General features: G+C 59.2%; 19 protein-coding genes. 8 read left to right on the top strand and 11 right to left on the bottom strand.

Features of this window, described 5'->3' with window-relative positions; genetic code table 11:
- The 8 genes from F8N12_RS06035 to F8N12_RS06000 form a co-directional block, all read right to left on the bottom strand.
- Positions 1 to 1210, bottom strand: a 1210-nt coding sequence (locus tag F8N12_RS06035; protein ID WP_150579633.1) for an ExeA family protein, incomplete at its 3' end; no start/stop codon positions are given.
- Between the two features lie 10 nt (positions 1211 to 1220).
- Complete coding sequence (gene aroB, locus F8N12_RS06030; RefSeq protein WP_150579632.1) at positions 1221 to 2321, bottom strand: 3-dehydroquinate synthase; 1101 nt, start codon at positions 2319 to 2321, stop codon at positions 1221 to 1223.
- Between the two features lie 146 nt (positions 2322 to 2467).
- On the bottom strand, positions 2468 to 2986 hold the full coding sequence (gene aroK, locus F8N12_RS06025; RefSeq protein ID WP_150579631.1) for a shikimate kinase AroK: 519 nt from the start codon (positions 2984 to 2986) through the stop codon (positions 2468 to 2470).
- 4 nt (positions 2987 to 2990) lie between these two features.
- Complete coding sequence (pilQ, locus tag F8N12_RS06020) at positions 2991 to 5072, bottom strand: type IV pilus secretin PilQ (RefSeq protein WP_150579630.1); 2082 nt, start codon at positions 5070 to 5072, stop codon at positions 2991 to 2993.
- 13 nt (positions 5073 to 5085) lie between these two features.
- Positions 5086 to 5610, bottom strand: coding sequence for a pilus assembly protein PilP (locus F8N12_RS06015; RefSeq protein WP_150579629.1), 525 nt, complete (start codon positions 5608 to 5610; stop codon positions 5086 to 5088).
- Positions 5607 to 6230, bottom strand: coding sequence for a type 4a pilus biogenesis protein PilO (gene pilO / locus F8N12_RS06010; protein ID WP_150579628.1), 624 nt, complete (start codon positions 6228 to 6230; stop codon positions 5607 to 5609). Before pilO ends, F8N12_RS06015 begins: the two co-directional genes overlap by 4 nt.
- Positions 6227 to 6793: a PilN domain-containing protein gene (locus F8N12_RS06005; RefSeq protein ID WP_150579627.1), complete on the bottom strand. Its 567-nt coding sequence runs from the start codon at positions 6791 to 6793 to the stop codon at positions 6227 to 6229. Before F8N12_RS06005 ends, pilO begins: the two co-directional genes overlap by 4 nt.
- Complete coding sequence (locus F8N12_RS06000) at positions 6793 to 7857, bottom strand: pilus assembly protein PilM (RefSeq protein WP_150579626.1); 1065 nt, start codon at positions 7855 to 7857, stop codon at positions 6793 to 6795. Before F8N12_RS06000 ends, F8N12_RS06005 begins: the two co-directional genes overlap by 1 nt.
- 217 nt (positions 7858 to 8074) lie before the next feature.
- Between F8N12_RS06000 and F8N12_RS05995 the strand changes: the two genes are divergently transcribed.
- Positions 8075 to 10513: a penicillin-binding protein 1A gene (locus F8N12_RS05995; RefSeq protein WP_150579625.1), complete on the top strand. Its 2439-nt coding sequence runs from the start codon at positions 8075 to 8077 to the stop codon at positions 10511 to 10513.
- A 141-nt stretch (positions 10514 to 10654) separates the two neighbouring features.
- Here the strand turns inward: F8N12_RS05995 and F8N12_RS05990 are convergent, their stop codons facing one another.
- The 3 genes from F8N12_RS05990 to rpmE all read right to left on the bottom strand — a co-directional run bounded on the left by F8N12_RS05990 (position 10655) and on the right by rpmE (position 13153).
- The gene (locus F8N12_RS05990; RefSeq protein ID WP_150579624.1) at positions 10655 to 11923 is read right to left on the bottom strand and encodes a malic enzyme-like NAD(P)-binding protein; all 1269 of its coding nucleotides are present in this window, start codon (positions 11921 to 11923) and stop codon (positions 10655 to 10657) included.
- A gap of 178 nt (positions 11924 to 12101) precedes the next feature.
- Complete coding sequence (locus F8N12_RS05985; RefSeq protein WP_150579623.1) at positions 12102 to 12893, bottom strand: thermonuclease family protein; 792 nt, start codon at positions 12891 to 12893, stop codon at positions 12102 to 12104.
- Positions 12894 to 12919: 26 nt separating this feature from the next.
- Positions 12920 to 13153, bottom strand: coding sequence for a 50S ribosomal protein L31 (gene rpmE, locus F8N12_RS05980; protein ID WP_028621753.1), 234 nt, complete (start codon positions 13151 to 13153; stop codon positions 12920 to 12922).
- Positions 13154 to 13442: 289 nt separating this feature from the next.
- On the opposite strand from rpmE, the gene F8N12_RS05975 reads away from it, so the two are divergent.
- The 7 genes from F8N12_RS05975 (at position 13443) to phaC (ending at position 22959) form a co-directional block, all read left to right on the top strand.
- Positions 13443 to 15662: a primosomal protein N' gene (locus tag F8N12_RS05975; RefSeq protein WP_150579622.1), complete on the top strand. Its 2220-nt coding sequence runs from the start codon at positions 13443 to 13445 to the stop codon at positions 15660 to 15662.
- Between the two features lie 237 nt (positions 15663 to 15899).
- Positions 15900 to 17636: an arginine--tRNA ligase gene (gene argS, locus F8N12_RS05970; RefSeq protein WP_150579621.1), complete on the top strand. Its 1737-nt coding sequence runs from the start codon at positions 15900 to 15902 to the stop codon at positions 17634 to 17636.
- 1 nt (position 17637) lies between these two features.
- A complete protein-coding gene (locus tag F8N12_RS05965; RefSeq protein ID WP_150579620.1) occupies positions 17638 to 18336 on the top strand; it encodes an SPOR domain-containing protein in 699 nt (232 codons plus the stop codon).
- Between the two features lie 302 nt (positions 18337 to 18638).
- Positions 18639 to 19175, top strand: a complete 537-nt coding sequence (gene hslV, locus F8N12_RS05960; RefSeq protein WP_028621757.1) for an ATP-dependent protease subunit HslV — start codon at positions 18639 to 18641, stop codon at positions 19173 to 19175.
- 48 nt (positions 19176 to 19223) lie between these two features.
- On the top strand, positions 19224 to 20558 hold the full coding sequence (hslU, locus tag F8N12_RS05955; RefSeq protein WP_150579619.1) for an ATP-dependent protease ATPase subunit HslU: 1335 nt from the start codon (positions 19224 to 19226) through the stop codon (positions 20556 to 20558).
- Positions 20559 to 20646: 88 nt separating this feature from the next.
- Positions 20647 to 21024, top strand: a complete 378-nt coding sequence (locus F8N12_RS05950; RefSeq protein WP_150579618.1) for a gamma-butyrobetaine hydroxylase-like domain-containing protein — start codon at positions 20647 to 20649, stop codon at positions 21022 to 21024.
- Between the two features lie 255 nt (positions 21025 to 21279).
- Positions 21280 to 22959 carry a class II poly(R)-hydroxyalkanoic acid synthase gene (phaC, locus tag F8N12_RS05945; protein WP_150579617.1) on the top strand — a complete coding sequence of 560 codons (1680 nt, stop codon included), beginning with the start codon at positions 21280 to 21282 and terminating at the stop codon, positions 22957 to 22959.
- Positions 22960 to 22969: the final 10 nt, after the last annotated feature.

Here is a 22969-nt window from a genome sequence, read left to right as displayed (position 1 = left end):
GCGCTGGCTTGGCCGTCGCGATCTGCACCGGTGCCGGTGCAGGTTTAGCAGCAGGTGCGGTCGGCGCAGGGCCGGCCGGGATGCCCGCAGGCGGAGCGGTAGTGGTCACGGTCGGCGGAACTTCGCTCGAACCTTCCACCGGGACACCGTCGTCGCCTTCAGTAATGCCACCGGCCGCTTCAGCCAGCGGGCCGCGCATCACCGGTTGCGAGTTGCCAACCAGAGGCAATGGCATCGGCTGCGAATTACCGGCGAATTCAACAGCGGGTGCACCGCCATCGTTTGGTTGTGGCGTGCCCTGACCCAGTGGCAATTGCGCCTGTTCATTGGCAGGAGCGCCAGTGGTCGGTGCTTTGCTGCGACCCGGCATCAACCAGGCGGCGGCTACCGCGACCACGACTACGGCGGAAATCGCCAATACGTGTTTCTTCGGCATGTTGAACCCCATACTTGGACGCTTGACCGCTGAGCGGCTGGCAATCATGACTTCGATCAGTGCATCGCGGGCGACCTGATTAATGTTGCCAGGCCAGCCGTCGGAGCTTTCGTGAATATCAGAGATCTGATCTGCGGTGAAAAGTTCGATACCCCGGCCGGCACCTTCGAGGCGCTGATCCAGGTATTCACGGGTTTCTTCTTCGGTGTAGGGCTGCAGTTCGATAACGTGAAAGCGCTCTTCCTGCAGGCTCAGCGCCTCCAGCTGAGCGATCAGCGACGACTCACCAAAAAGGAACACATGCGGGCGGCCCTCAGGCGCACCAGCGGCCAGCTCCATCAACGCTTCCAGCGCGGATTCGTCGAGCTGCTCGGCGTCATCCACCAGCAGATAGACCTCCTGCCCGGTCAATGCCAGCTGAACCACCTGAGCCAGGATCGGGCCAATCTCTGCATGAGCGACATTCAAGGCTTGCGCTACCTGGCGCAATACGCCGGCCGCATCACCGGCGCCACGGGCAGACACCACCACGCTCTGCACCGATTGTTTGTTGGTACTGGCCACCAGCGCCTGACGCAGCAGAGTCTTGCCGCTGCCGTGCGGACCGGTTACCACCAGCAGCAACTGGCTGTAGCGAGCCAGGTGATGCAGTTGCCCCAGTACCGGCTTGCGCTGGGCCGGGAAGAATTTGAAGCCAGGTACCCGTGGAGCGAAAGGGTCGTGACTCAACTGGAAATGGCCGAGGAAAGCCTCGTCGGCATGCAAACTAGTCATCGGGATCTTATTAACCTTTAAGCTGAGCCAGAGCGCGGTAATCCGCTTCCAGCGTGGCCTGTAAAACTTCTTTCGGATAATCGTCGGTCACCACCGCTTCGCCCATGTGGCGCAGCAACACCAGGCGCAAACGACCGTCGATCACTTTCTTGTCAATTGCCATGTGTTCGAGAAAATCGGCTGGCGTCATCTCTTCAGGCGGAACCACGGGCAGCCCGGCTCGTTGAAACAAACGAATGCCGCGATCACGCTCCTGCTCGCTGATCCAGCCCAGACGCGTCGACATTTCCAGCGCCATGACGGTGCCAGCAGCCACCGCCTCACCATGCAGCCACACACCATATCCCATGTGCGTCTCGATGGCGTGCCCAAAGGTGTGCCCCAGATTCAACGTAGCCCGTACGCCGGTTTCCTTCTCGTCGGCACCGACCACTTCCGCCTTGGCCGCGCACGAACGCTCGATGGCGTAGGTCAGGGCAATTTGATCCAGAGCCCGCAGGCGATCAACGTTTTCTTCTAGCCAGGTCAGGAAGGGCTCATCGCAGATCAAACCGTATTTGATGACCTCTGCCAGCCCGGCCGACAGTTCGCGGGCAGGCAAGGTATTGAGTGTGGCGGTGTCGATCAGCACGACATTCGGCTGATAGAACGCGCCGACCATGTTTTTGCCCAGCGGATGATTGATCCCGGTCTTGCCGCCCACCGACGAATCGACCTGCGACAACAATGTGGTGGGGACCTGGATGAAATCGACGCCGCGCTGGTAACAGGCCGCAGCAAAACCGGCCATGTCACCGATGACGCCCCCCCCGAGGGCGATCACTGTGGTACGGCGATCGTGCCGGGCGGTCAGCAAGCCATCGAATATCAGTTGCAGGGTTTCCCAGGTCTTGAACGATTCGCCGTCGGGCAGCACTACGGAAACTACCGAAAACTGCTCAAGGCTGCGGGTCAATCGCTCGAGGTATAGCGGCGCTACGGTTTCGTTGGAGATAATTGCCACTTGCCGTCCGCGAATATGCGGCGCCAGCAGTTCAGGCTGATCCAACAAACCTTCGCCAATATGAATCGGGTAGCTGCGCTCGCCGAGATCAACCTTGAGTGTCTGCATGTGTCCCCACAGTGGAATGGAATCAGGCGTCCCGCCTAAGGAAATCGAGTGTCTACCGCAACTGACGCTGCAACGCCGGTTTCAATCCGCCACGTCATTGAACAGGCATGGCGCGACGCCGAGGATAGCGCATTTCACGCGGTGCTTTAACGCGGCGCAAGTTGCTGCAGGCGATCCAGAATATCAAGCACCACCATTCGCGGCGGCCGCTCATCGGTTTCCACCACTAGGTCGGCGATTTCCCGATAAAGCGGGTCGCGAAGCGCCAGCAAATCTCTCAGAGTCTTGGCCGGATCGGCGGTACGCAGCAACGGCCGGTTACGGTCGCGAGAGGTGCGACCCACTTGCTGCTCGACCGAGGCATGCAAATAAACCACCCGACCACCGGCATGTAGTGCCCGGCGATTAGCCTCACGCATGACGGCACCGCCACCGGTCGCCAGAACCACGCCATCGCATGCGCAGAGCTCGGCAATTATCGCCTGCTCACGGTCCCGGAAGCCCGGCTCGCCTTCCTTGTCGAAGATCCATGGGATATTGGCGCCCGTGCGCAATTCAATTTCCTTATCGGAATCTTTGAACGGCAGGCGCAGCTCTTTGGCCAGCAACCGGCCGATGGTGCTTTTTCCAGCACCCATCGGTCCAACAAGAATCAAATTTCGCACAGAATCAATGACTCACAGCAATCGCCTGATTGTTCATGATACGCGGAGTGAGGAACACCAGCAGCTCGGATTTTTTCTCCGAAACCACGTCACGCCGGAAAAGGCGGCCAAGATACGGCACATCACCGAGAAATGGCACCTTATCTACAACCTTGCTTTGAGTATTGGAGAAAACTCCGCCGATAACGATGGTCTCACCGTCATTCACCAGCACCTTGGCGTTGACCTCGTTTTTCTTGATCGGCGGCACGTCCTGCACTTTGTTCAGGTAGTCCGGCTCATCCTTGGTGACCTTGACCTCCATGATGATGCGGTTGTCCGGGGTGATCTGCGGCGTCACTTCCAAGGACAGCGATGCTTCCTTGAAAGATACCGAGGTGGCGCCACTGGAGCTGGCCTCCTGATATGGAATTTCCGTACCTTTCAGGATTTTCGCCGTTTCCTTGTCGGACGTGACCACTTTGGGCTGCGAGACGATTTCGCCGTTACCGGTTTTCTCCATCGCCGTCAGCTCCAGGTCGAGCAATACGTTGTCGGTAATGAACGCGATACCGATCCCCGAAGTATTGCCTGAAGTGCCCAGGTCAACAAACGGCGAGTTGGTGCTGGTGCTGCCCGGAGTACCAATGGTGGTCGACGAGCCATTGACCCCGGAACCGTTCCAGTTTCCCTTTTGCACCGAACCGCCCCAGCGCACGCCCAGACTCTTGTCATAATCGACGTTGGCTTCGACGATGCGCGCTTCGATCATCACCTGCCGCACCGGTATGTCCAGCTGTGCAACGATACGCCGCAGCTCGTCGAGGCGGTCCTGGGTCTGGTAGGCAATGATGTTGTTGGTGCGCTCATCAACAGTGATCGACCCACGCTCGTCGATCTTTGCTTCTGCACTGGTCACCGACTGGAACAATTTGGCGATATCGGCCGCCTTGGCGTAGTTGACCTGCAGCAGTTCGCGCCGCAATGGCGCCAGCTCGGCAATCTGTTTCTGCGATTCCAGTTCCTGACGCTCACGGGCGGCAATTTCTTCCGCCGGGGCCACGAGCAAGACGTTGCCGATCATGCGTTTGTCCAGGCCCTTGGTTTTCAGTACCAGGTCCAGCGCCTGATCCCACGGTACGTTCTGCAAGCGCAGCGTAATGCCGCCCTGCACTGTGTCGCTCGCCACCAGATTGAGATTGGTGAAGTCGGCAATCAACTGCAGCACGGAACGCACATCGATGTCCTGAAAATTCAGCGAAAGCTTCTCGCCGGTATAGGCAAACCGTTCGGCATTGCGCTTGTGCAAATCATCCACCGTCATCGGGCGAATGCTGACGGTCAACTTGTTGTCGGTTTGATAGGTGGAGTAGTCGAAGGCACCGCTGGGCTCGATGGTTATCGTGGCGCGGTCACCCGTAGCGCTGGCATTGACGAACTGCACCGGGGTCGCGAAATCCTTCACGTCCAGGCGCACACGCAGCGGCTCGGGCAACTGGGTGCGGGTGAAACCGAGGACGATCTTGCCATCGCGTTCCTGGATATCGGGGGCGATGGACGGGTCGGACAAATCGATGACTACGTTACCTTCACCCTGTGTGCCGCGCTGGAAATCGACACCACGAATAGCCTTGGCCACCGGCGCATAGTTCCTGGCCGGGGCGGCAACCGGGGTCGCCGTGCGCGACGGTGCCGATTTGGCGGCAGGTCGAGCGGCCGAGCTACCGGCACCCCGCCCAACCACCACAAACAGATTATTGCCCTCAACCCGCGAGGTGTAAGGGGCCATTTGCGTCAGGTTGATGATCAACCGCGTACGATCCTTGGCCTCCACCACCGTTGCGCTGCGGGCGTTACCGGCACCGAGGTCACGTGTCTTGCTCGCCAGTTGGCTGACCACGCCGGGCAGATCGAGAGCGATCCGCGCAGGCTGTTCAGTCGTGTAGCCATGGGGTGCCGGAGGGGCTGCATCGAACGACAATTTCAGCTCGACGCGATCCCCCGGCAGCGCGGCGACGTCCAGCGCCTTGAGGTTGGCCGCTTGTACCATCGGTGACTGCAACGCTATCCATAGCGAAACCCCGAGGGCGGTGAAAATCCTGTTCATTATTCGAGTTCCACTATGAGTGCTCTTTCAAAGGGATGGTGCGTGGTCGTTCCAGCCAGGCGCCCTGGCCGTCCGGAACGATTTCTACCACATCGACTTGCGCGCCGCTGATGGCGACGATGCGCCCTTCATTGCGGCCCAGATAGTCGCCGACTTTCAACCGATGCACACCTCCTGCCCCACGCAATAACGCAAAGGAGCCAGCGGCATTGGAGATCGTACCGACCATTTCAAACTGTTCGATATTAAAACCTTCCAGGTACTGCCTTGCCCGGTTGGGGTCGGGTTTGACGTTGCGCGAGCCGGCTTTCTGGCCGGCGAGGTCAACCCGCACCTGACGGGAAAACGGGCTTCGCAGGTTGGCTGCACTGTAGGTAAATGTCGGGTATGAGCGGAATACCGGCGTAGGTTCGATCTTGCCCGGTGCGCGCAGCCGCACCTCGTTCATGTAAGCGTCAAGGTCGTTGAAACCGCCGTCACCGTCGCATCCGGCAAGGATGAGCATGACGCTCACCATTAAGATTCGGATCGGGCTCATTTCTGCAGCCCCTTATCGTTGTAGCGATAGGTCTTGGCGAGGATACTCATGCGCAGTTTCGAGCCACCTTCGGGATCGGCAGCGGCGATGTCGAAGTCATGTAACGTGACGATCCGCGGCAACCCGGCGACGCCACTGACGAAGGTGGCAAGGTCGTGATAAGCGCCCGTGACGGTGATCTGGATCGGCAACTCGATGTAGAACTGCTGTGTGACTTCCGGCAGCAGTTTGATCTCTTCAAATTCCAGGCCACTGCCCAAGCCAGTGCGTGTGATGTCTTCAAGCAAACCGGGCACTTCGGTATCGCTGGGCAATTGCCGCAACAGCACACCGAATGAATTTTCCATTTCTTTCATCTGCTGTACATACAGCTCCAGATTCGCCGCCATGTGCGCTTTATTGGCGAACTGCTCTTTGAGGGTCGATTCCTCATCCCGTTTGAGATCAAGCTGGGTTTCAAGGTCGCTGATGGAAAAGTTGTAGCCCAGCGCCAGCACGAGACCGGCCAGCACGATACCCGCCAACGCCTTGATGGCGGGCGGCCAGGAGCCCATGTTGTTGGTGTCCAGATCGTTGATGTCGATCTTGCGCAGCCCTTCGAACCATTGGGCCAGGCTCATTGAACAGCCTCCGCGGCGGCCGGCTGGGTTTGACGCACAGTCAATTGAAAGATGTTCGCCTGATCGAGTTGCCCGGCGGTGGTCGCCTTGACCTCGGTAAGGGTGGGCGCATCGAACCAGTCAGAGGCGTCCAGATTACGCATCAGATCGGAAACACGGTTGTTGGATTCCGCCGCGCCTGTGACTGACAGGGTTTTACCCGCCATTTTCACTTCGGTGAAATACACGCCATCCGGCAAGGTGCGCGCCAGCTGATCGAAGATTCGCCCGCTGATCGGCCGGTTACCCTGCAGGTCCTGGATGATACGCATGCGCTCGACCAGTTGCTGGCGACGGGCCTTCAATTCGCTGATCTGTTTGATACGTTCATCGACCACGGTGATTTGTTTGCCAATGTAATTGTTTCGGGCAATTTGCCGATCGATGGCGTCGCTAATAGCCCTGTCTGCGATCAAAATCGCCCCGACCGCGCCCACCAATACACCGGCCAGTGCCAGTAAAAAGCGTTTGCGGCGCTCCTCGCGCAGTTCGTCGCGCCAGGGTAAAAGGTTAATCCGCGCCATCAGTCGAAACTCCTCAGCGCCAGTCCACAGGCGATCATCAGTGCTGGAGCATCGCTGGCCAAGGCACCCGCGTTGACTTTGCTGCCAAGTGTCATATCGGCAAATGGATTGGCCACTTGAGTCGGCGTGCCCAAACGCTGTTCGATCAACCGGTCGAGACCGGGGACGGACGCCGTGCCGCCCGCCAGCAAAATGTGATCGACCGCGTTGTACTGCCCCGATGCAAAAAAGAACTGCAGCGAACGCGACACCTGCTGCACCACCGCGTCACGAAACGGCTGCAATACTTCGCTGACATAATCGTCCGGTAAACCACCCTGCTTCTTGGCGAGCCCTGCCTGCTCGACGGTCAGGCCGTAGCGTCGCTGGATTTCTTCGGTCAATTGGCGCCCCCCGAACAATTGTTCGCGGGTGTAGATGATTCGACCGTTGTGCAACACGCTGAGGGTGGTCATGGTGGCGCCGATATCGACAATGGCAACCGTCAGCAGCGTCTGGGCAGCACCCAGATGACCGGCGAACAAGCCGAAGGAGCGTTCCAGCGCGTAAGCCTCGACATCCACCACACGTGCGGTCAACCCGGCCATTGCGAGCGCTGCTTCGCGAACTTCCACGTTTTCCTTGCGGCAGGCTGCCAGCAGCACGTTGACCCGTTCGGGGTTGCGCGCCGACGGACCCTGAACTTCGAAGTCGATGGCCACCTCGTCCAGCGGATAAGGGATGTACTGATCCGCCTCGATCTTCAACTGGTTTTCCATCTCGTCATCGGAAAGACCTGCATCCATCTCGATGGTCTTGGTGATCACGGCAGAGCCGGCAACCGCCACGGCGACGTTCTTGAGACTGGTCTTGGCCTTGAGCAACACACGTGCCAGGGCCTGACCCACGCCTTCGAGCTCGGCGATGTTCTTCTCTACCACGGCGCTGGCGGGCAGCGGCTCTACGGCATAGGCCTCGACCCGGTAGCGGTCGCCGTGGCGACTCAACTCCAAAAGCTTCACCGACGTGGAACTGATGTCGATCCCCAGAAGCGTGTTGGCCTTTTTATTGAAGAGTCCTAGCACTACCAATTCCCTATGACTTTCCGTTAGTTACGAACTCTTGACGCTCATTGCGTTGAATCCACTTGTCTTGACAGCCGCGCAAATGACGCCCGCGCCGGAAAAACTGCTTATAATGCCCAGCGATTTTTTCCGCTTATTTTTTCGAGCGCGGGCCGTTCTCCTTTTTACCTGAACTCCTGGTGCCACATTCATTTTTTGCCTTGGATATCTCAAAGCCTTGATTCGTCTGCTGAAGTTTTTCGGTTGGTCCATCGTCGCCGTATTCTGCGGACTGCTCCTAGGTCTCAGCGGCGCGTTTCTTTACCTTAGCCCTGGATTGCCGTCAGTGGAGACATTGAAAAGCATCCAGTTACAGATTCCGCTGCGTGTCTACAGCAGCGACGACAAGTTGATCGCAGAGTTTGGCGAAATGCGCCGCACTCCCATCCGTTTCGCCGACATTCCCCCCAACTTCATCAATGCGTTACTAAGTGCTGAAGACGATAACTTCGCCAATCACTATGGTGTCGATCCCGGCAGTTTGATGCGTGCCGCGACACAATTGGTAAAAAGCGGACACATTCAGTCGGGCGGTAGCACCATCACCATGCAGGTAGCGAAGAACTTCTTCCTTACCAGCGAGCGCAGCTTCTCGCGCAAGACCACTGAAATCCTCCTGGCTCTGCAAATCGAACGGCAACTGACCAAGGATGAGATCCTTGAGTTGTACGTCAACAAGATCTATCTGGGCAACCGCGCTTATGGCATCGAGGCGGCGGCGCAGGTGTATTACGGCAAGTCGATTCGTGATGTCAGCCTGGCGCAGATGGCGATGATCGCCGGTCTGCCCAAGGCACCTTCGCGTTTCAATCCGCTGGCCAATCCGGCACGCAGCAAAGAGCGTCGTGACTGGATTCTGGGGCGCATGTACAAGCTTGGCAAGATCACCGAAGCCGATTACACCACGGCCATCAATGAGCCATTGAACGCCAGCTATCATGTGCCGACGCCGGAAGTGAACGCGCCGTACATCGCTGAAATGGCTCGCGCCGAGATGGTGGGCCGTTATGGCAGCGAGGCCTACACCGAGGGTTTCCGCGTCACGACCACCGTGCCGAGCAACCTTCAGGAAATGGCCAACACCGCACTTCACGAAGGGCTGATGACCTACGATCAGCGCCACGGTTATCGCGGACCCGAATCACGTTTGCCCGGCAAGACCCGGGAAGCCTGGGCGGCCGAGCTGACCAAGCAACGTACCATCAGCAGCCTCGAACCGGCCATCGTGGTGCAGGTCGAGAAAAATGGCCTACAGGTGCTGACCCGTACTGGCGAGGAACATGTCAGCTGGGACACCATGAAATGGGCGCGGCCGTTCCTCAATACCAACAGCATGGGCGCCAATCCCAAGCAGCCTGCGGATGTGGCGCAGGTTGGCGACCTGGTCCGCGTACAGCGTCAGCCAGATAATTCGCTCAAGTTCAGCCAGATCCCGCAAGCGCAGGGTGCGCTGGTTTCCCTGGATCCGCAAAACGGCGCGATTCGTTCGCTGGTGGGTGGTTTCGCCTTCGAGCAAAGCAACTACAACCGTGCATTGCAAGCCAAGCGTCAGCCGGGTTCGAGTTTCAAGCCGTTCGTCTACAGTGCCGCGCTGGACAATGGCTACACCGCCGCCAGCCTGGTGAACGATGCCCCGATCGTCTTCGTCGACGAATACCTCGACAAGGTTTGGCGTCCGAAGAACGACACTAATACCTTCCTTGGCCCGATACGTCTGCGTGAAGGCCTGTACAAGTCGCGCAACCTGGTGTCGATCCGTCTGCTGCAGGCACTGGGCGTCGATCGCACCATCGACTACATCAGCAAGTTCGGCTTCAACAAACAGGACTTGCCGCGCAACCTGTCGCTGGCGCTGGGGACTGCCACCCTGACACCGATGGAAATCGCTACAGGCTGGAGCACCTTTGCCAACGGCGGTTACAAGATCACCCCGTACATCATCGACAAGATCGAGAGCCGCAATGGCGAGACGCTGTTCGTGGCCAATCCGCCAAGCGTGCCGAAAGGCGATGTCGCACCGGACGGGATTGCCGCGCCGGCAGCCGAGGCCTTTACAGTCAACGCAACACCTGAGGCTGCAATGGGTGCACCGGCGGCGCCAGCACCTGCCGTTGCCGAGCGCATTGTCGATGGCCGCACCACGTACATCCTGAACAGCATGCTTGAAGACGTGATCAAGCTCGGCACAGGTCGTCGCGCACTCGCGCTGGGTCGCAGCGACATCGCGGGCAAGACCGGTACGACCAACGAGTCCAAGGACGCCTGGTTCTCCGGTTACAACGCCGATTACGTGACCACGGTGTGGACCGGCTTCGATCAGCCGGAAAGCCTGGGTCGTCGCGAGTTCGGCGGCACCGTGGCGCTGCCGATCTGGATGAATTACATGGCTGCCGCCCTCAAGGACAAGCCGCCACACACGCAGGCGGAGCCGGAAGGACTGTTGAGCCTGCGGGTTGACCCGGTCAGTGGCCGTGCAGCTACCCCCGGCACACCTGGGGCCTACTTTGAGCTGTTCAAGGCTGAAGACACCCCGCCGTCGGCCAGCGAGCTGGGTAACGGCAGCGCGCCGGGCAGCCCGCTGCCGGCAGATGAAGCGGCGCCAATAGATTTGTTCTAGCGAAGCAGCTGCAAGTTTCAAGCGGCAAGCCACAAGTAACAGCTGCGCAGCTCCGCGCTTTTATCTTGCCGCTTGAAGCTTGAAGCTTGAAGGCCATAAAAAAACCCAGCACTCGGCTGGGTTTTTTTATGGGCGCTGCCCTTATCCGTTGAACACATCATCCACGCTTTTCAGCGGGTAATTCTTCGGATACGGCAGGGTCGCCACACCGGTCTCGATTGCAGCTTTGGCCACTGCATCGGAGATCAGGGTGATCAGGCGGGCATCCATTGGCTTTGGAATGATGTACTCACGGCCGAATTCCAGCTTGATGCCGCCGTAGGCGTCGCAGACTTCCTGAGGTACCGGCAGTTTGGCCAGCTCACGCAGGGCGTTGGCCGCTGCCACTTTCATTTCTTCGTTAATGCGCTTGGCGCGAACGTCCAGAGCACCACGGAAGATGAACGGGAAGCCCAAGACATTATTGACCTGGTTCGGGTAGTCCGAACGGCCGGTCGCCATGATCACGTCGCTACGAGTGGCGTGAGCCAGCTCCGGGGAGATTTCCGGATCCGGGTTCGAGCAGGCGAACACGATCGGGTTGGCCGCCATGGACTTCAGGCCTTCGGGGCTAAGCAGGTTCGGGCCGGACAAGCCAACGAACACATCAGCACCCTCGAGCGCGTCAGCGAGGCTGCGCTTCTCGGTCGCGTGAGCGAAAACTGCCTTGTACTGGTTCAGGTCGTCACGGCCGGAATGGATCACACCGGTGCGGTCAACCATGAAAATGTTTTCGATATTGGCGCCCATGCTCACCAGCAATTTCATGCAGGAGATGGCAGCTGCACCGGCGCCCAGGCAAACGATCCTGGCCTCGGCGAGGGTTTTGCCGGCGATTTCCAGGGCGTTGATCATGCCGGCCGCGGTGACGATCGCGGTGCCGTGCTGGTCATCGTGGAATACCGGAATGTCGCACTGCTCAATCAGAGCGCGCTCGATTTCAAAGCACTCAGGCGCCTTGATGTCTTCCAGATTGATGCCACCGAAGGTGATGGAAATACGCTTGACGGTGTCGATGAAGGCTTGCGGGCTTTCGGAATCGACTTCGATGTCGAAAACGTCGATGCCGGCGAAGCGCTTGAACAGCACACCCTTACCTTCCATCACTGGCTTGGAGGCCAATGGACCAAGATTACCCAGACCCAGAATCGCGGTGCCATCGGAAATGACTGCAACCAGGTTGCCTTTACCGGTGTATTTGTAAGCCAGTTCAGGATCGCGGGCGATTTCGCGCACTGGTTCGGCTACGCCGGGGCTGTAAGCCAGCGACAGGTCGCGGGCAGTAGCGGTGGCCTTGGTGAGCTCGACACTCAGCTTACCTGGACGAGGATGGGCGTGGTATTCGAGAGCGGCAGTTTTCAAATCAGACATGTGGGCATTCCGCTTTTACTGTTGGACAGACTGGTCAGCGAGGATACGCGCCTCGCAAAGTCCCCACAAGACTGGTCAGTCACCCCTGTCAAGCGCCCACCCTTGAGACTTTAGGCCAAGAGCCGCGGATCACAAGGGCTAGACTGTTCACAATCAAAGCTAAAAATGTCTACAATTTTTATTTTGGCTCGCTGTCGAGCATCGCCGGATCAGTCAATGGCAATAGCCAGCGCGCTTGCCCCGCTTTCAATCCACCGCGTCGCGATCGATCGACCACCCAGCCACGGGCCTCGATTTGCTTGCCTTTGAGTCGCTCAAGCGCAGCGACGTCGAATTGCTGCAACAAACCTGGTGCGACGCGCAGGACAACTGAATCCTGTAACTCAATCCAGATTCCGCCACGATTGCGCTGAATCCTGCTCACCCGACCGCTGAGCACGGCAAAGCCTGAGGCGCTGATCCGCCCCGCCTCCACCACGGGCGGCTTGCGCCATACGCCGAGCCCGGCCTGACGGGCACTTCGTTCCGCAGCTTGCTGACAGGCAACCAGATCGACATTAGGCGCCACGGCCACTTGAAAACCCAAGCCTTCGGCGAGCATCTGCGCTTCCAGATTGCTGCCATCGGCACCGTAGAGATGCGCCAGGGTTCGGCCGTAATGGTCCTTGCTCTCTTTACCTGCGAGCAGACCGAGGCGCCCATCACTGGCGTTCACCAGGGCTTCCAGACGTTTGCGCGCAGCGACGGCGAACGGTTCGTCGGAGCGGCCTTTCCTGCCCAGCTCAGGTGTATTCAGACCGATCATTCGCACGCTGCGACCGTCGCTCAGGCGCACCGTGTCGCCATCCACCACTCGCTGCACGGTGACAGGCGCCAGGCCGGTCGGGGTCGGGCAGAAGGCCTGGGCGGTGGTAAGCCAAATCGCAGACACAAAAAAGGCGCCCGCGAGGGACGCCTTTTTCAACAGCATGGAAAAGCCCACAGGGCCTTTCAGCCTTACTCTGCAGCAGCAGGAGCTTTGGCTTTGCCGAAAGCACCGAAACGGTCTGCGAAGCGCTGTACACGGCCGCCAGTATCCAGAGTTTTCTGCTTACCGGTGTAGAACGGGTGGCACTCGTTGCATACGTCAGTACCCAGTGGCTTGCACAGGTTCGAACGGGTTTCGAACTTGTTACCGCAGCTGCAGGTTACTTCGATGGTTTCGTACGCTGGATGGATATCGGCTTTCATGATGTATTCCTCAGGCTAGCGTGCCGCCACTCAACACTATTGTTGAATACCGCACGTAATTAGGCCGCGGATTCTACCAGACAATGCTGATCGCGCAAGCTGTCGCTTCTACCGACCGTCTGCTAGGCTCCCGACCTGATACCCGATCCGTGTGGGAGCGGGCTTGCTCGCGAATACAGTGTGTCAGGCGACGATGATGTGTCTGTTGCTCCGTATTCGCGAGCAAGCCCGCTCCCACAGTCAATCTGCATCCGACTTCCATTACTTCCGTTTATCGAGATCCCCCCGCGTGCCCGACGCCATCCTGCGCCTCGCCTTGCCCTCGCCTTTGCGCCGCCTGTTCGATTACCGCGCGCCAGCCGGGGTTCTGCGCGAGCAGTTGCACCCCGGCATGCGCTTGCGAGTGCCGTTTGGCCGACGAGAGATGATCGGGATTCTGGTGGAAGTCACTGACACCAGCGAAGTCCCGGCGCAAAAGCTCAAACCCGCACTGGCGCTGCTCGACGCCACCCCGCCGCTGCCGCCGGCGCTGTTCAAGCTGTGTTTGTGGACGTCGCAGTATTACCAGCACAGTCTGGGCGATACGTTGAGCTGGGCGCTGCCAGTGTTGCTGCGTCAGGGCGAACTGGCCGAGCCCCGCCAGGAACGTTTCTGGTCTGCAGCCCCCGGCGCCAAACTTGATGACCCGCGGATAGCCCGTGCGCCGCGCCAGCGTGAGGCGTTGGCCACGCTGGCGCAGCACCCCCACGGCGTCGCCCATCAGTTGCTGAGCAAATTGATGCTGAGCAAGGACAGCCTCGATCTGTTGCTGGCCAAAGGATTGGTACAGGTGGAAATCCGCAAGCATGCCCCCGGCGCCCGTCACGAACACTGGCTGGCACAACCGGAGTTGCCGCTCAATCCCGAACAACGCGCCGCTTATGAAGCGATTCGCGCCGGGTTCGACAGTTATCACGCGTTTCTGCTGGCCGGCGTGACCGGAAGCGGCAAGACCGAAGTCTATTTGCAGCTGATTCGCGAAACTCTCGAAGCCGGCAAACAAGCCTTGGTGCTGATCCCGGAGATCAATCTTGGCCCGCAGACCCTGGCGCGTTTCGAACAGCGCTTCAATGCGCGCATTGCGCTGATCCACTCGGCGGTCAACGATCGTGAACGCCTGGATGCCTGGCTCGCCGCCCGTGACGGCGATGCCGACATCATTATCGGCACCCGCTCGGCACTGTTCACGCCGATGAAAAATCCCGGCCTGATCATTATCGATGAGGAGCACGACGGCTCTTATAAACAGCAGGAAGGTTTGCGCTACCACGCGCGCGATCTGGCATTGGTGCGCGCCCGGCAGGAAAACATCCCGATCGTGCTCGGCTCCGCCACGCCGTCCCTGGAAAGCCTGCACAACGCCTACACCGGCCGTTACGGGCTGCTGCGCCTGAACGAACGTGCCGGTGGCGCCAAGCAACCGCGCTTCCTGCGTCTGGACGTGAAAAGTCGTCCGCTCGACAGCGGTATTTCGGGGCCGATGCAACAAGCCATCGGGCAAACGCTCGCGGCGGGCCAGCAAGTCCTGGTGTTCCTCAACCGCCGCGGTTTTGCCCCGACGTTGTTATGCCACGACTGCGGCTGGATGTCCGAATGCCAGCGCTGCGATGCGCGCATGACCGTGCACCAGCGCTCCGCTGAGTTGCGTTGCCACCACTGCGGCTACGTCGAACGCGTGCCTCGCCATTGCCCGAAGTGCAACAAGGTGGATCTGCGCCCGGTTGGCGCAGGGACGGAGCGCGCCGAAGAACGATTGGCCATTCTGTTCCCGGATTTTCCAGTGTTGCGGGTCGATCGCGACAGCACCTCGCGCAAGGACGCGATGAATCAATTGTTCGCGACCATCCAGAAGGGCCACCCATGCATTCTGGTCGGTACGCAGATGCTCGCCAAAGGACACCACTTTCCACGGGTGACGCTGGTGTCGATTCTCGACGCCGACGGTGGGTTGTTCTCCGGCGACTTCCGGGCCAGTGAGCGCATGGCGCAGTTGATTGTGCAGGTCGCCGGGCGTGCGGGCCGAGCCGAAGAGCCGGGCCGAGTGATCATTCAGACGCATCTGGCCGACCATCCGCTGCTGGTGCAATTGACCGAACAAGGGTATTTCGCTTTCGCCGAGCAAGCGCTGAGTGAACGCCGCTCGGCCGGCCTGCCGCCGTTTGCGCACCTGGCACTGCTAAGGGCAGAGGCGCACAAACCCGGACAAGCTGAAGGTTTCCTCGATGAAGCGTGCAGTGCGGCTGAGCGTTTGCTGGCCGAGCAGAATCTGACCGGCATCGAGTTGCTCGGCCCGGTACCGGCGCCGATGGAACGTCGGGCCGGGCGGTATCGTGCGCAGTTGCTGCTACAGGCCAGCGCACGCGCACCGTTGCATCGATTATTAGCCAGCTGGTTGCTGGCGCTTGAGCAAATGCCAAGCGGGCGCGCGGTGCGCTGGTCGCTGGATGTCGATCCGGTGGATTTATATTGAGCTGAAGATTGCCTTCGCGAGCAGGCTCGCTCGCACAGAGGATCAGCGGTGACGCCAACTGTGTGTCATGCACAGAACCCTGTAGGAGCGAGCCTGCTCGCGAAAGCGGACTTTTTGTCACCACATATCCACAACCTGCCCGCTATAGTTGGCAAGCCCGCGTTCGCAACGGATAATGCCCAGTTTTTCCACCAGCGCACTGAAGCGCCGCCGCGCTTGCGGTCGAAAGAGAAGACCATGAAAGACACCATTCGCCAGCTGATCCAACAAGCCATCACCCAACTCGTCAACGAAGGTGTGTTGCCTGAAGGCCTGTCGCCGGCGATCCAGGTGGAAAACTCCCGCGACAAAAAGAACGGCGACTTCGCCAGCAACATCGCGATGATGCTGGCGAAGCCCGCGGGCATGAAGCCGCGCGACCTGGCCGAGAAAATCATTGCCGCGCTGCCGGCTGACGAGAACGTGACCAAAGCCGAAATCGCAGGTCCCGGCTTCCTCAATTTCTTCCAGAACACTCAGGCTTTAGCCTCGCGCCTTGACGCTGCGCTGGCAGACGAGCAGATCGGCGTGCGCAAGGCCGGCCCGGCACAACGTACCGTGGTCGACCTTTCGGCACCGAACCTGGCGAAAGAGATGCACGTCGGTCATTTGCGCTCGACCATCATTGGCGACGGTGTTGCCCGCGTGCTCGAGTTCCTCGGTGACGAAGTGATTCGACAGAACCACGTCGGCGACTGGGGCACCCAGTTCGGCATGCTGATGGCCTATCTGCAGGAAAACCCGATCACCAGCGATGAGCTGGCGGACCTGGAAAACTTCTACCGCGCCGCCAAGCAGCGCTTTGACGAATCCCCGGAGTTTGCCGACCGCGCCCGTGGCCTGGTGGTCAAGCTGCAGGCGGGCGATGCCGAATGCCTGGCCTTGTGGACCAAGTTCAAAGACATTTCGCTGTCGCACTGCCAGAAAATCTATGAGTTGCTGAACGTCAAACTGACCATGGCCGACGTGATGGGCGAAAGCGCCTACAACGACGACCTGATCAACGTGGTCAACGATCTCAAAGCAGCAGGCCTGCTGGTCGAGAGCAACGGCGCGCAGTGCGTGTTCCTCGACGAGTTCAAGAATGCCGATGGCGATCCGCTACCGGTGATCATCGTCAAGGCCGACGGCGGCTACCTGTATGCCACCACTGACCTTGCCGCGGTGCGCTACCGCAGCGGCAAGCTGAAGGCCGATCGCGCGCTGTACTTCGTTGACCAACGGCAGGCATTGCACTTCCAGCAAGTGTTCGCCGTGGCGCACAAGGCCGGCTTCGTGACGCATCCGATGCAAATGGAGCACATGGGCTTCGGCACCATGAACGGCGCCGACGGCCGCCCGTTCAAGACGCGCGACGGCGGCACCGTAAAGCTCATCGACCTGCTGACCGAAGCCCAGGAACGCGCCTACACCCTGGTGAAAGAGAAGAACCCCGAGCTGGCCGAGGCCGAGTTGCGCAACATTGCCAAGGTCGTCGGCATTGGCGCGGTGAAATACGCGGACCTGTCCAAGCACCGCACCAGCGATTACAGCTTCAACTTCGACCTGATGCTGAATTTCGAAGGCAACACCGCGCCATACCTGCTGTACGCCTACACGCGAGTGGCCGGTGTATTCCGCAAACTCGGCAAGGACTTCAGCGAAGTCGAAGGGCAGATTGTCCTCGAAGCGGCGCACGAACATGAGCTTGCAACCAAACTGGCGCAGTTCGGCGAAGTGCTGAACAATGTTGCCGACAAAGGCACACCGCACATCCTGTGCACCTACCTGTACGATGTCGCCGGTCTGTTCTCCAGCTTTTACGAGAACTGCCCGATTCTCAGCGCTGAAACCCCGGCGCAAAAGCAAAGCCGTCTGCGCCTCGCCGCGCTGACCGGCCGCACCCTCAAGCAAGGCCTGGAACTCTTGGGTCTGGAAACACTGGAGCGTATGTAAGTTGGCTGCCAAGAAAAAACCTGCACCCAAGCGTGGCGCCAGCCGTTACCAAGCTCCTGCGAAGCAACCGATTCCGGGTTGGCTGTGGATGGCGATCGGCCTGACGGTGGGTGCGTTCATCGTGTTCCTGATGAAGCTGGAACCGGGCAAGGGCAGCGAAAGCGTCAAGCGCGAGAAAATCGAGCAGCAGAAAGCGAGCAAGATCGCCGAAGCCAACAAAACGCCGCCGAGCCCCACCCAGCCTGTGAAGCCGAAGTACGACTTCTACACCTTGCTGCCGGAATCGGAAGTCATTGTGCCGGCCGATGCAGTCCCGGAGAAAACCCTGCCGACACCGGCAGTACCGACGACACCGGTGACGCCAGCGGAAGCGGCGAAGATCGACACCGCGCGCGCACAGGCAGCCCTGGCAGGCATCACCCCGCCACCAGCCCCACCGGTAGCGAAAGCGGCGCCGGTGACCAAGTTTTTCCTGCAAGCCGGTTCGTTTCGCAAACAAGCCGACGCCGACAAGGTTCGTGCGCAGATTATCCTGCTGGGCCAGGCGGTGGCGGTTGAGTCCGGCACAGTCAAGGACGAGACGTGGTATCGGGTGCTGGTCGGACCGTTCAGCAACCGTGAGCAGTTGACCACGGCGCAGAAACAGCTGGCCGGCGCGGGCTTCAGCAATCTTTTGCTACAACAACGCCAGAACCGCTGATTGTTATTGCTGGCGACCCAAATCTGAGGTGAGCCACAAATCTGAGGTGAGCCACAACCCTGTGGTGAGGGGATTTATCCCCGTTCGGCTGCGAAGCAGTCGTAAAACCGTTGTTCGCGGTGTATCTGATACGCCGCGATCGCAGCTTAGGGCCGCTTCGCGATCCAACGGGGATAAATCCCCTCGCCACAGGTCACCACTCGCCATTCGTCCCCTCTCCCGCCCCGCAGTTGAAAAATGCGTCACCACCCCCATATGAGTTGGCATAAGGCATTTTCGCCCCGCTGCGTGGAGACTCTCCCTTGACCACCATCGTTTCAGTTCGCCGCCACGGCAAAGTCGTCATGGGCGGCGACGGCCAGGTTTCTCTCGGCAATACCGTGATGAAAGGCAACGCGAAGAAAGTTCGTCGCCTGTACCACGGACAAGTCATCGCCGGATTCGCCGGGGCCACCGCTGACGCCTTCACCCTTTTTGAACGTTTTGAAGGCCAGCTGGAGAAACATCAGGGTCACCTCGTGCGCGCCGCCGTCGAACTCGCCAAAGAATGGCGCACCGACCGCTCCCTCAGCCGCCTCGAAGCCATGCTCGCCGTGGCCAACAAAGATGCTTCGCTGATCATCACGGGTAACGGCGATGTCGTCGAACCCGAAGAAGGCCTGATCGCCATGGGATCCGGTGGCGGCTACGCGCAAGCGGCTGCCAGCGCGCTGCTCAAACGTACTGATCTGTCGGCCCGGGATATCGTCGAAACCGCGCTCGGCATCGCCGGCGACATCTGCGTATTCACCAACCATACCTTTACCATTGAGGAGCAGGACCTCGCAGAACAAGCCTGATCCGGCATTAACGCCACGGCTCGCTTTTGCTTGAGGACCGCAAATATTATGTCCATGACTCCCCGTGAAATCGTCCACGAACTCAATCGCCACATCATCGGTCAGGACGATGCCAAGCGCGCCGTCGCCATCGCGCTGCGTAACCGCTGGCGCCGGATGCAACTGCCGGAAGAGCTGCGTGTAGAAGTCACGCCGAAGAACATTTTGATGATCGGCCCGACCGGCGTCGGTAAAACCGAGATCGCCCGTCGACTGGCCAAACTGGCCAACGCGCCGTTCATCAAAGTCGAAGCCACCAAATTCACTGAAGTCGGCTACGTCGGTCGTGATGTCGAATCGATCATTCGTGACCTGGCTGATGCGGCAATCAAACTGTTTCGCGAGCAGGAAATCACCAAGGTGCGCCACCGCGCCGAGGACGCCGCTGAAGAGCGCATTCTCGATGCGTTGCTGCCGCAGGCACGCAGCTTCAACGAGGAAGCCACCCCGTCGGCCGATTCCAACACCCGCCAGCTGTTCCGCAAGCGTCTACGCGAAGGTCAGCTGGATGACAAAGAGATCGAAATCGAAGTCGCCGAAGCGATGGGCGTCGATATCTCCGCGCCACCGGGCATGGAAGAAATGACCAATCAATTGCAGAGCCTCTTCGCCAACATGGGCAAGGGCAAACGCAAAAGTCGCAAGCTCAAGGTCAAGGAAGCGCTGAAACTGGTGCGCGAAGAAGAGGCCGGCCGCCTGGTCAATGAAGAAGAGCTCAAGGCCAGGGCATTGGAAGCAGTCGAACAGCACGGCATCGTGTTCATTGATGAAATCGACAAAGTGGCCAAGCGCGGCAATGTCGGTGGCGCCGATGTGTCCCGTGAAGGCGTGCAGCGCGACCTGCTGCCGCTGATCGAGGGCTGCACGGTCAACACCAAACTGGGCATGGTCAAGACCGACCACATCCTGTTCATCGCCTCCGGCGCTTTCCACTTGAGCAAGCCGAGCGACCTGGTGCCCGAACTGCAAGGTCGTCTGCCTATTCGCGTCGAACTCAAGGCGCTGACACCGGGCGATTTCGAACGCATTCTCAGCGAGCCACACGCGTCGCTCACCGAGCAGTATTGCGCACTGCTGAAAACCGAAGGCCTGACCATCGAATTCAAGCCGGACGGCATCAAGCGGATTGCCGAGATCGCCTGGCAGGTCAACGAGAAGACCGAGAACATTGGCGCGCGTCGTCTGCACACCCTGCTTGAGCGTCTGCTGGAAGAGGTGTCTTTCAGCGCCGGTGATCTGGCCAGCGCGCATGACGAGAAAGCGATCATGATCGACGCCGAATACGTTAATAGCCACCTGGGTGAATTGGCAGAGAACGAAGACCTTTCGCGCTACATTCTGTAGAGCTTCAAGTTGTAAGCTGCAAGCTGCAAGCTGCAAGTTGGTCACCTACCTCTTGCAGCTTAAAGCTTGAAGCTTGTAGGCTGGCTCCATGAGCCATATTCCCACCGACATCAAGCTGCACAAAGCTTCGAAAACCCTGTCGCTGAAATACGCGTCCGGCGAGGAACATCACCTGCCGGCCGAATTTCTGCGCGTGCATTCTCCTTCCGCCGAAGTCCAGGGCCACGGTAAACCTATCCTGCAATTTGGCAAGATCGGCGTCGGCCTGAGCAAGGTCGAACCTGCGGGTCAGTACGCCCTGAAATTGACCTTTGACGACGGTCACGACAGCGGCTTGTTCACCTGGGAATATCTTTACCAGCTGGGTGTGCGTCAGGATGATCTGTGGAATGATTATCTTGCTGAACTGAAAGCCGCCGGAAAGACCCGCGATCCGAATGAGTCGATCGTCAAGCTGATGCTCTAGTCCGTGCTTCTTGCTCTTTAGGGCGCATTTTCTAACTCCATTTGCTTGAATGCCTGTCCGCCAGGGCAGTCATCGGCCTGCTTGCGAAAAAAATTAAACTCGGGTAACCAATGGAACTGGCAAGTTCCCTGCAGTGCTCTCTCAACTGAAAAGCAGCGGCAGAATCAACGGTCACCCCGAGCAGTAGTACCTGGCATTGGCTGTGTGACTGCATAGCTGGACCGGTACTCGTCTCAGGACAATGGAGCGTCGTAGATGAGTAAACAGAATAACGATGACTTGAAGTATCAGGCCTCGGAAAACACTCTCGGGCTGAATCCTGTCGTTGGGCTACGTGGAAAGGATCTACTGGCATCTGCTCGGATGGTGCTCAGGCAAGCCATCAAACAACCGATTCACAGCGCCAAACATGTCGCGCATTTCGGCCTGGAACTGAAGAACGTACTGTTCGGTAAATCCGAACTGCAACCCGCCAGCGATGATCGACGCTTTGCCGATCCGGCCTGGAGCCAGAACCCGCTCTACAAACGTTATCTGCAAACGTATCTGGCGTGGCGCAAGGAGCTTCACGAATGGGTCGACGACAGTAACCTGCCGCCCAAGGATGTCGCGCGCGGGCACTTCGTGATCAACCTCATGACGGAAGCCATGGCACCGACCAACAGTGCGGCGAACCCGGCGGCGGTCAAACGTTTTTTTGAAACCGGTGGCAAGAGCCTGCTCGACGGCCTCTCACACCTCGCCAAAGATCTGGTGCATAACGGCGGCATGCCCAGCCAGGTCAACATGGGCGCATTCGAAGTCGGCAAGAGCCTGGGCGTTACCGAAGGCGCGGTGGTATTTCGCAACGACGTGCTGGAGCTGATCCAGTACCGCCCGATCACCGAACAGGTGCATGAACGCCCTTTGCTGGTGGTGCCACCGCAAATCAACAAATTTTATGTATTCGATCTGAGTCCGGACAAGAGCCTGGCACGCTTCTGCCTGCGCAACAATGTGCAGACCTTCATCGTCAGCTGGCGCAACCCGACCAAGGAACAGCGCGAGTGGGGGCTCTCCACCTATATCGAGGCGCTCAAGGAAGCGGTCGACGTGGTCACCGCGATCACCGGCAGCAAAGACGTGAACATGCTCGGTGCGTGCTCCGGCGGCATCACCTGCACCGCCCTGCTCGGCCATTACGCGGCGATCGGCGAGAACAAGGTCAACGCCCTCACGCTGCTGGTCAGTGTGCTCGATACCACACTGGACAGCGACGTCGCGCTATTCGTCGATGAGCAAACTCTGGAGGCGGCCAAGCGCCATTCCTATCAGGCCGGAGTGCTGGAAGGGCGCGACATGGCGAAAGTATTTGCCTGGATGCGTCCCAATGACCTGATCTGGAACTACTGGGTGAACAACTACCTGCTCGGTAACGAACCGCCGGTGTTCGACATCCTGTTCTGGAACAACGACACCACCCGGTTGCCCGCGGCGTTCCACGGCGACCTGATCGAGATGTTCAAAACCAATCCGCTGATCCGCCCTAACGCACTGGAGGTGTGCGGTACGGCGATCGACCTGAAACAGGTCACGGCGGACATTTTCTCTCTGGCCGGCACCAACGACCACATCACACCGTGGAAATCCTGCTACAAATCCGCGCAATTGTTTGGCGGCAACGTCGAGTTCGTGCTCTCCAGCAGCGGCCATATCCAAAGCATTCTGAACCCGCCGGGCAACCCGAAGTCACGATATATGACCAGCAGCGAAATGCCGGTCAAGGCTGAAGACTGGCAGGAAAACTCCACCAAACACACTGACTCCTGGTGGTTGCACTGGCAGGCATGGCAAGCGGAACGCTCGGGCGATCTGAAGAAGGCGCCGACGAAACTGGGCAACAAGATTTACACGGCCGGCGAAGCTGCGCCGGGCACTTATGTACATGAAAGATAGCGGCAAGCTT

This window comes from Pseudomonas fluorescens, assembly GCF_902497625.1.
Taxonomy (GTDB): Bacteria; Pseudomonadota; Gammaproteobacteria; order Pseudomonadales; family Pseudomonadaceae; genus Aquipseudomonas; species Aquipseudomonas fluorescens_BQ.
Note: the sequence above shows the minus strand (reverse complement) of the source record. Positions and strands in the feature narration are given on the sequence as shown.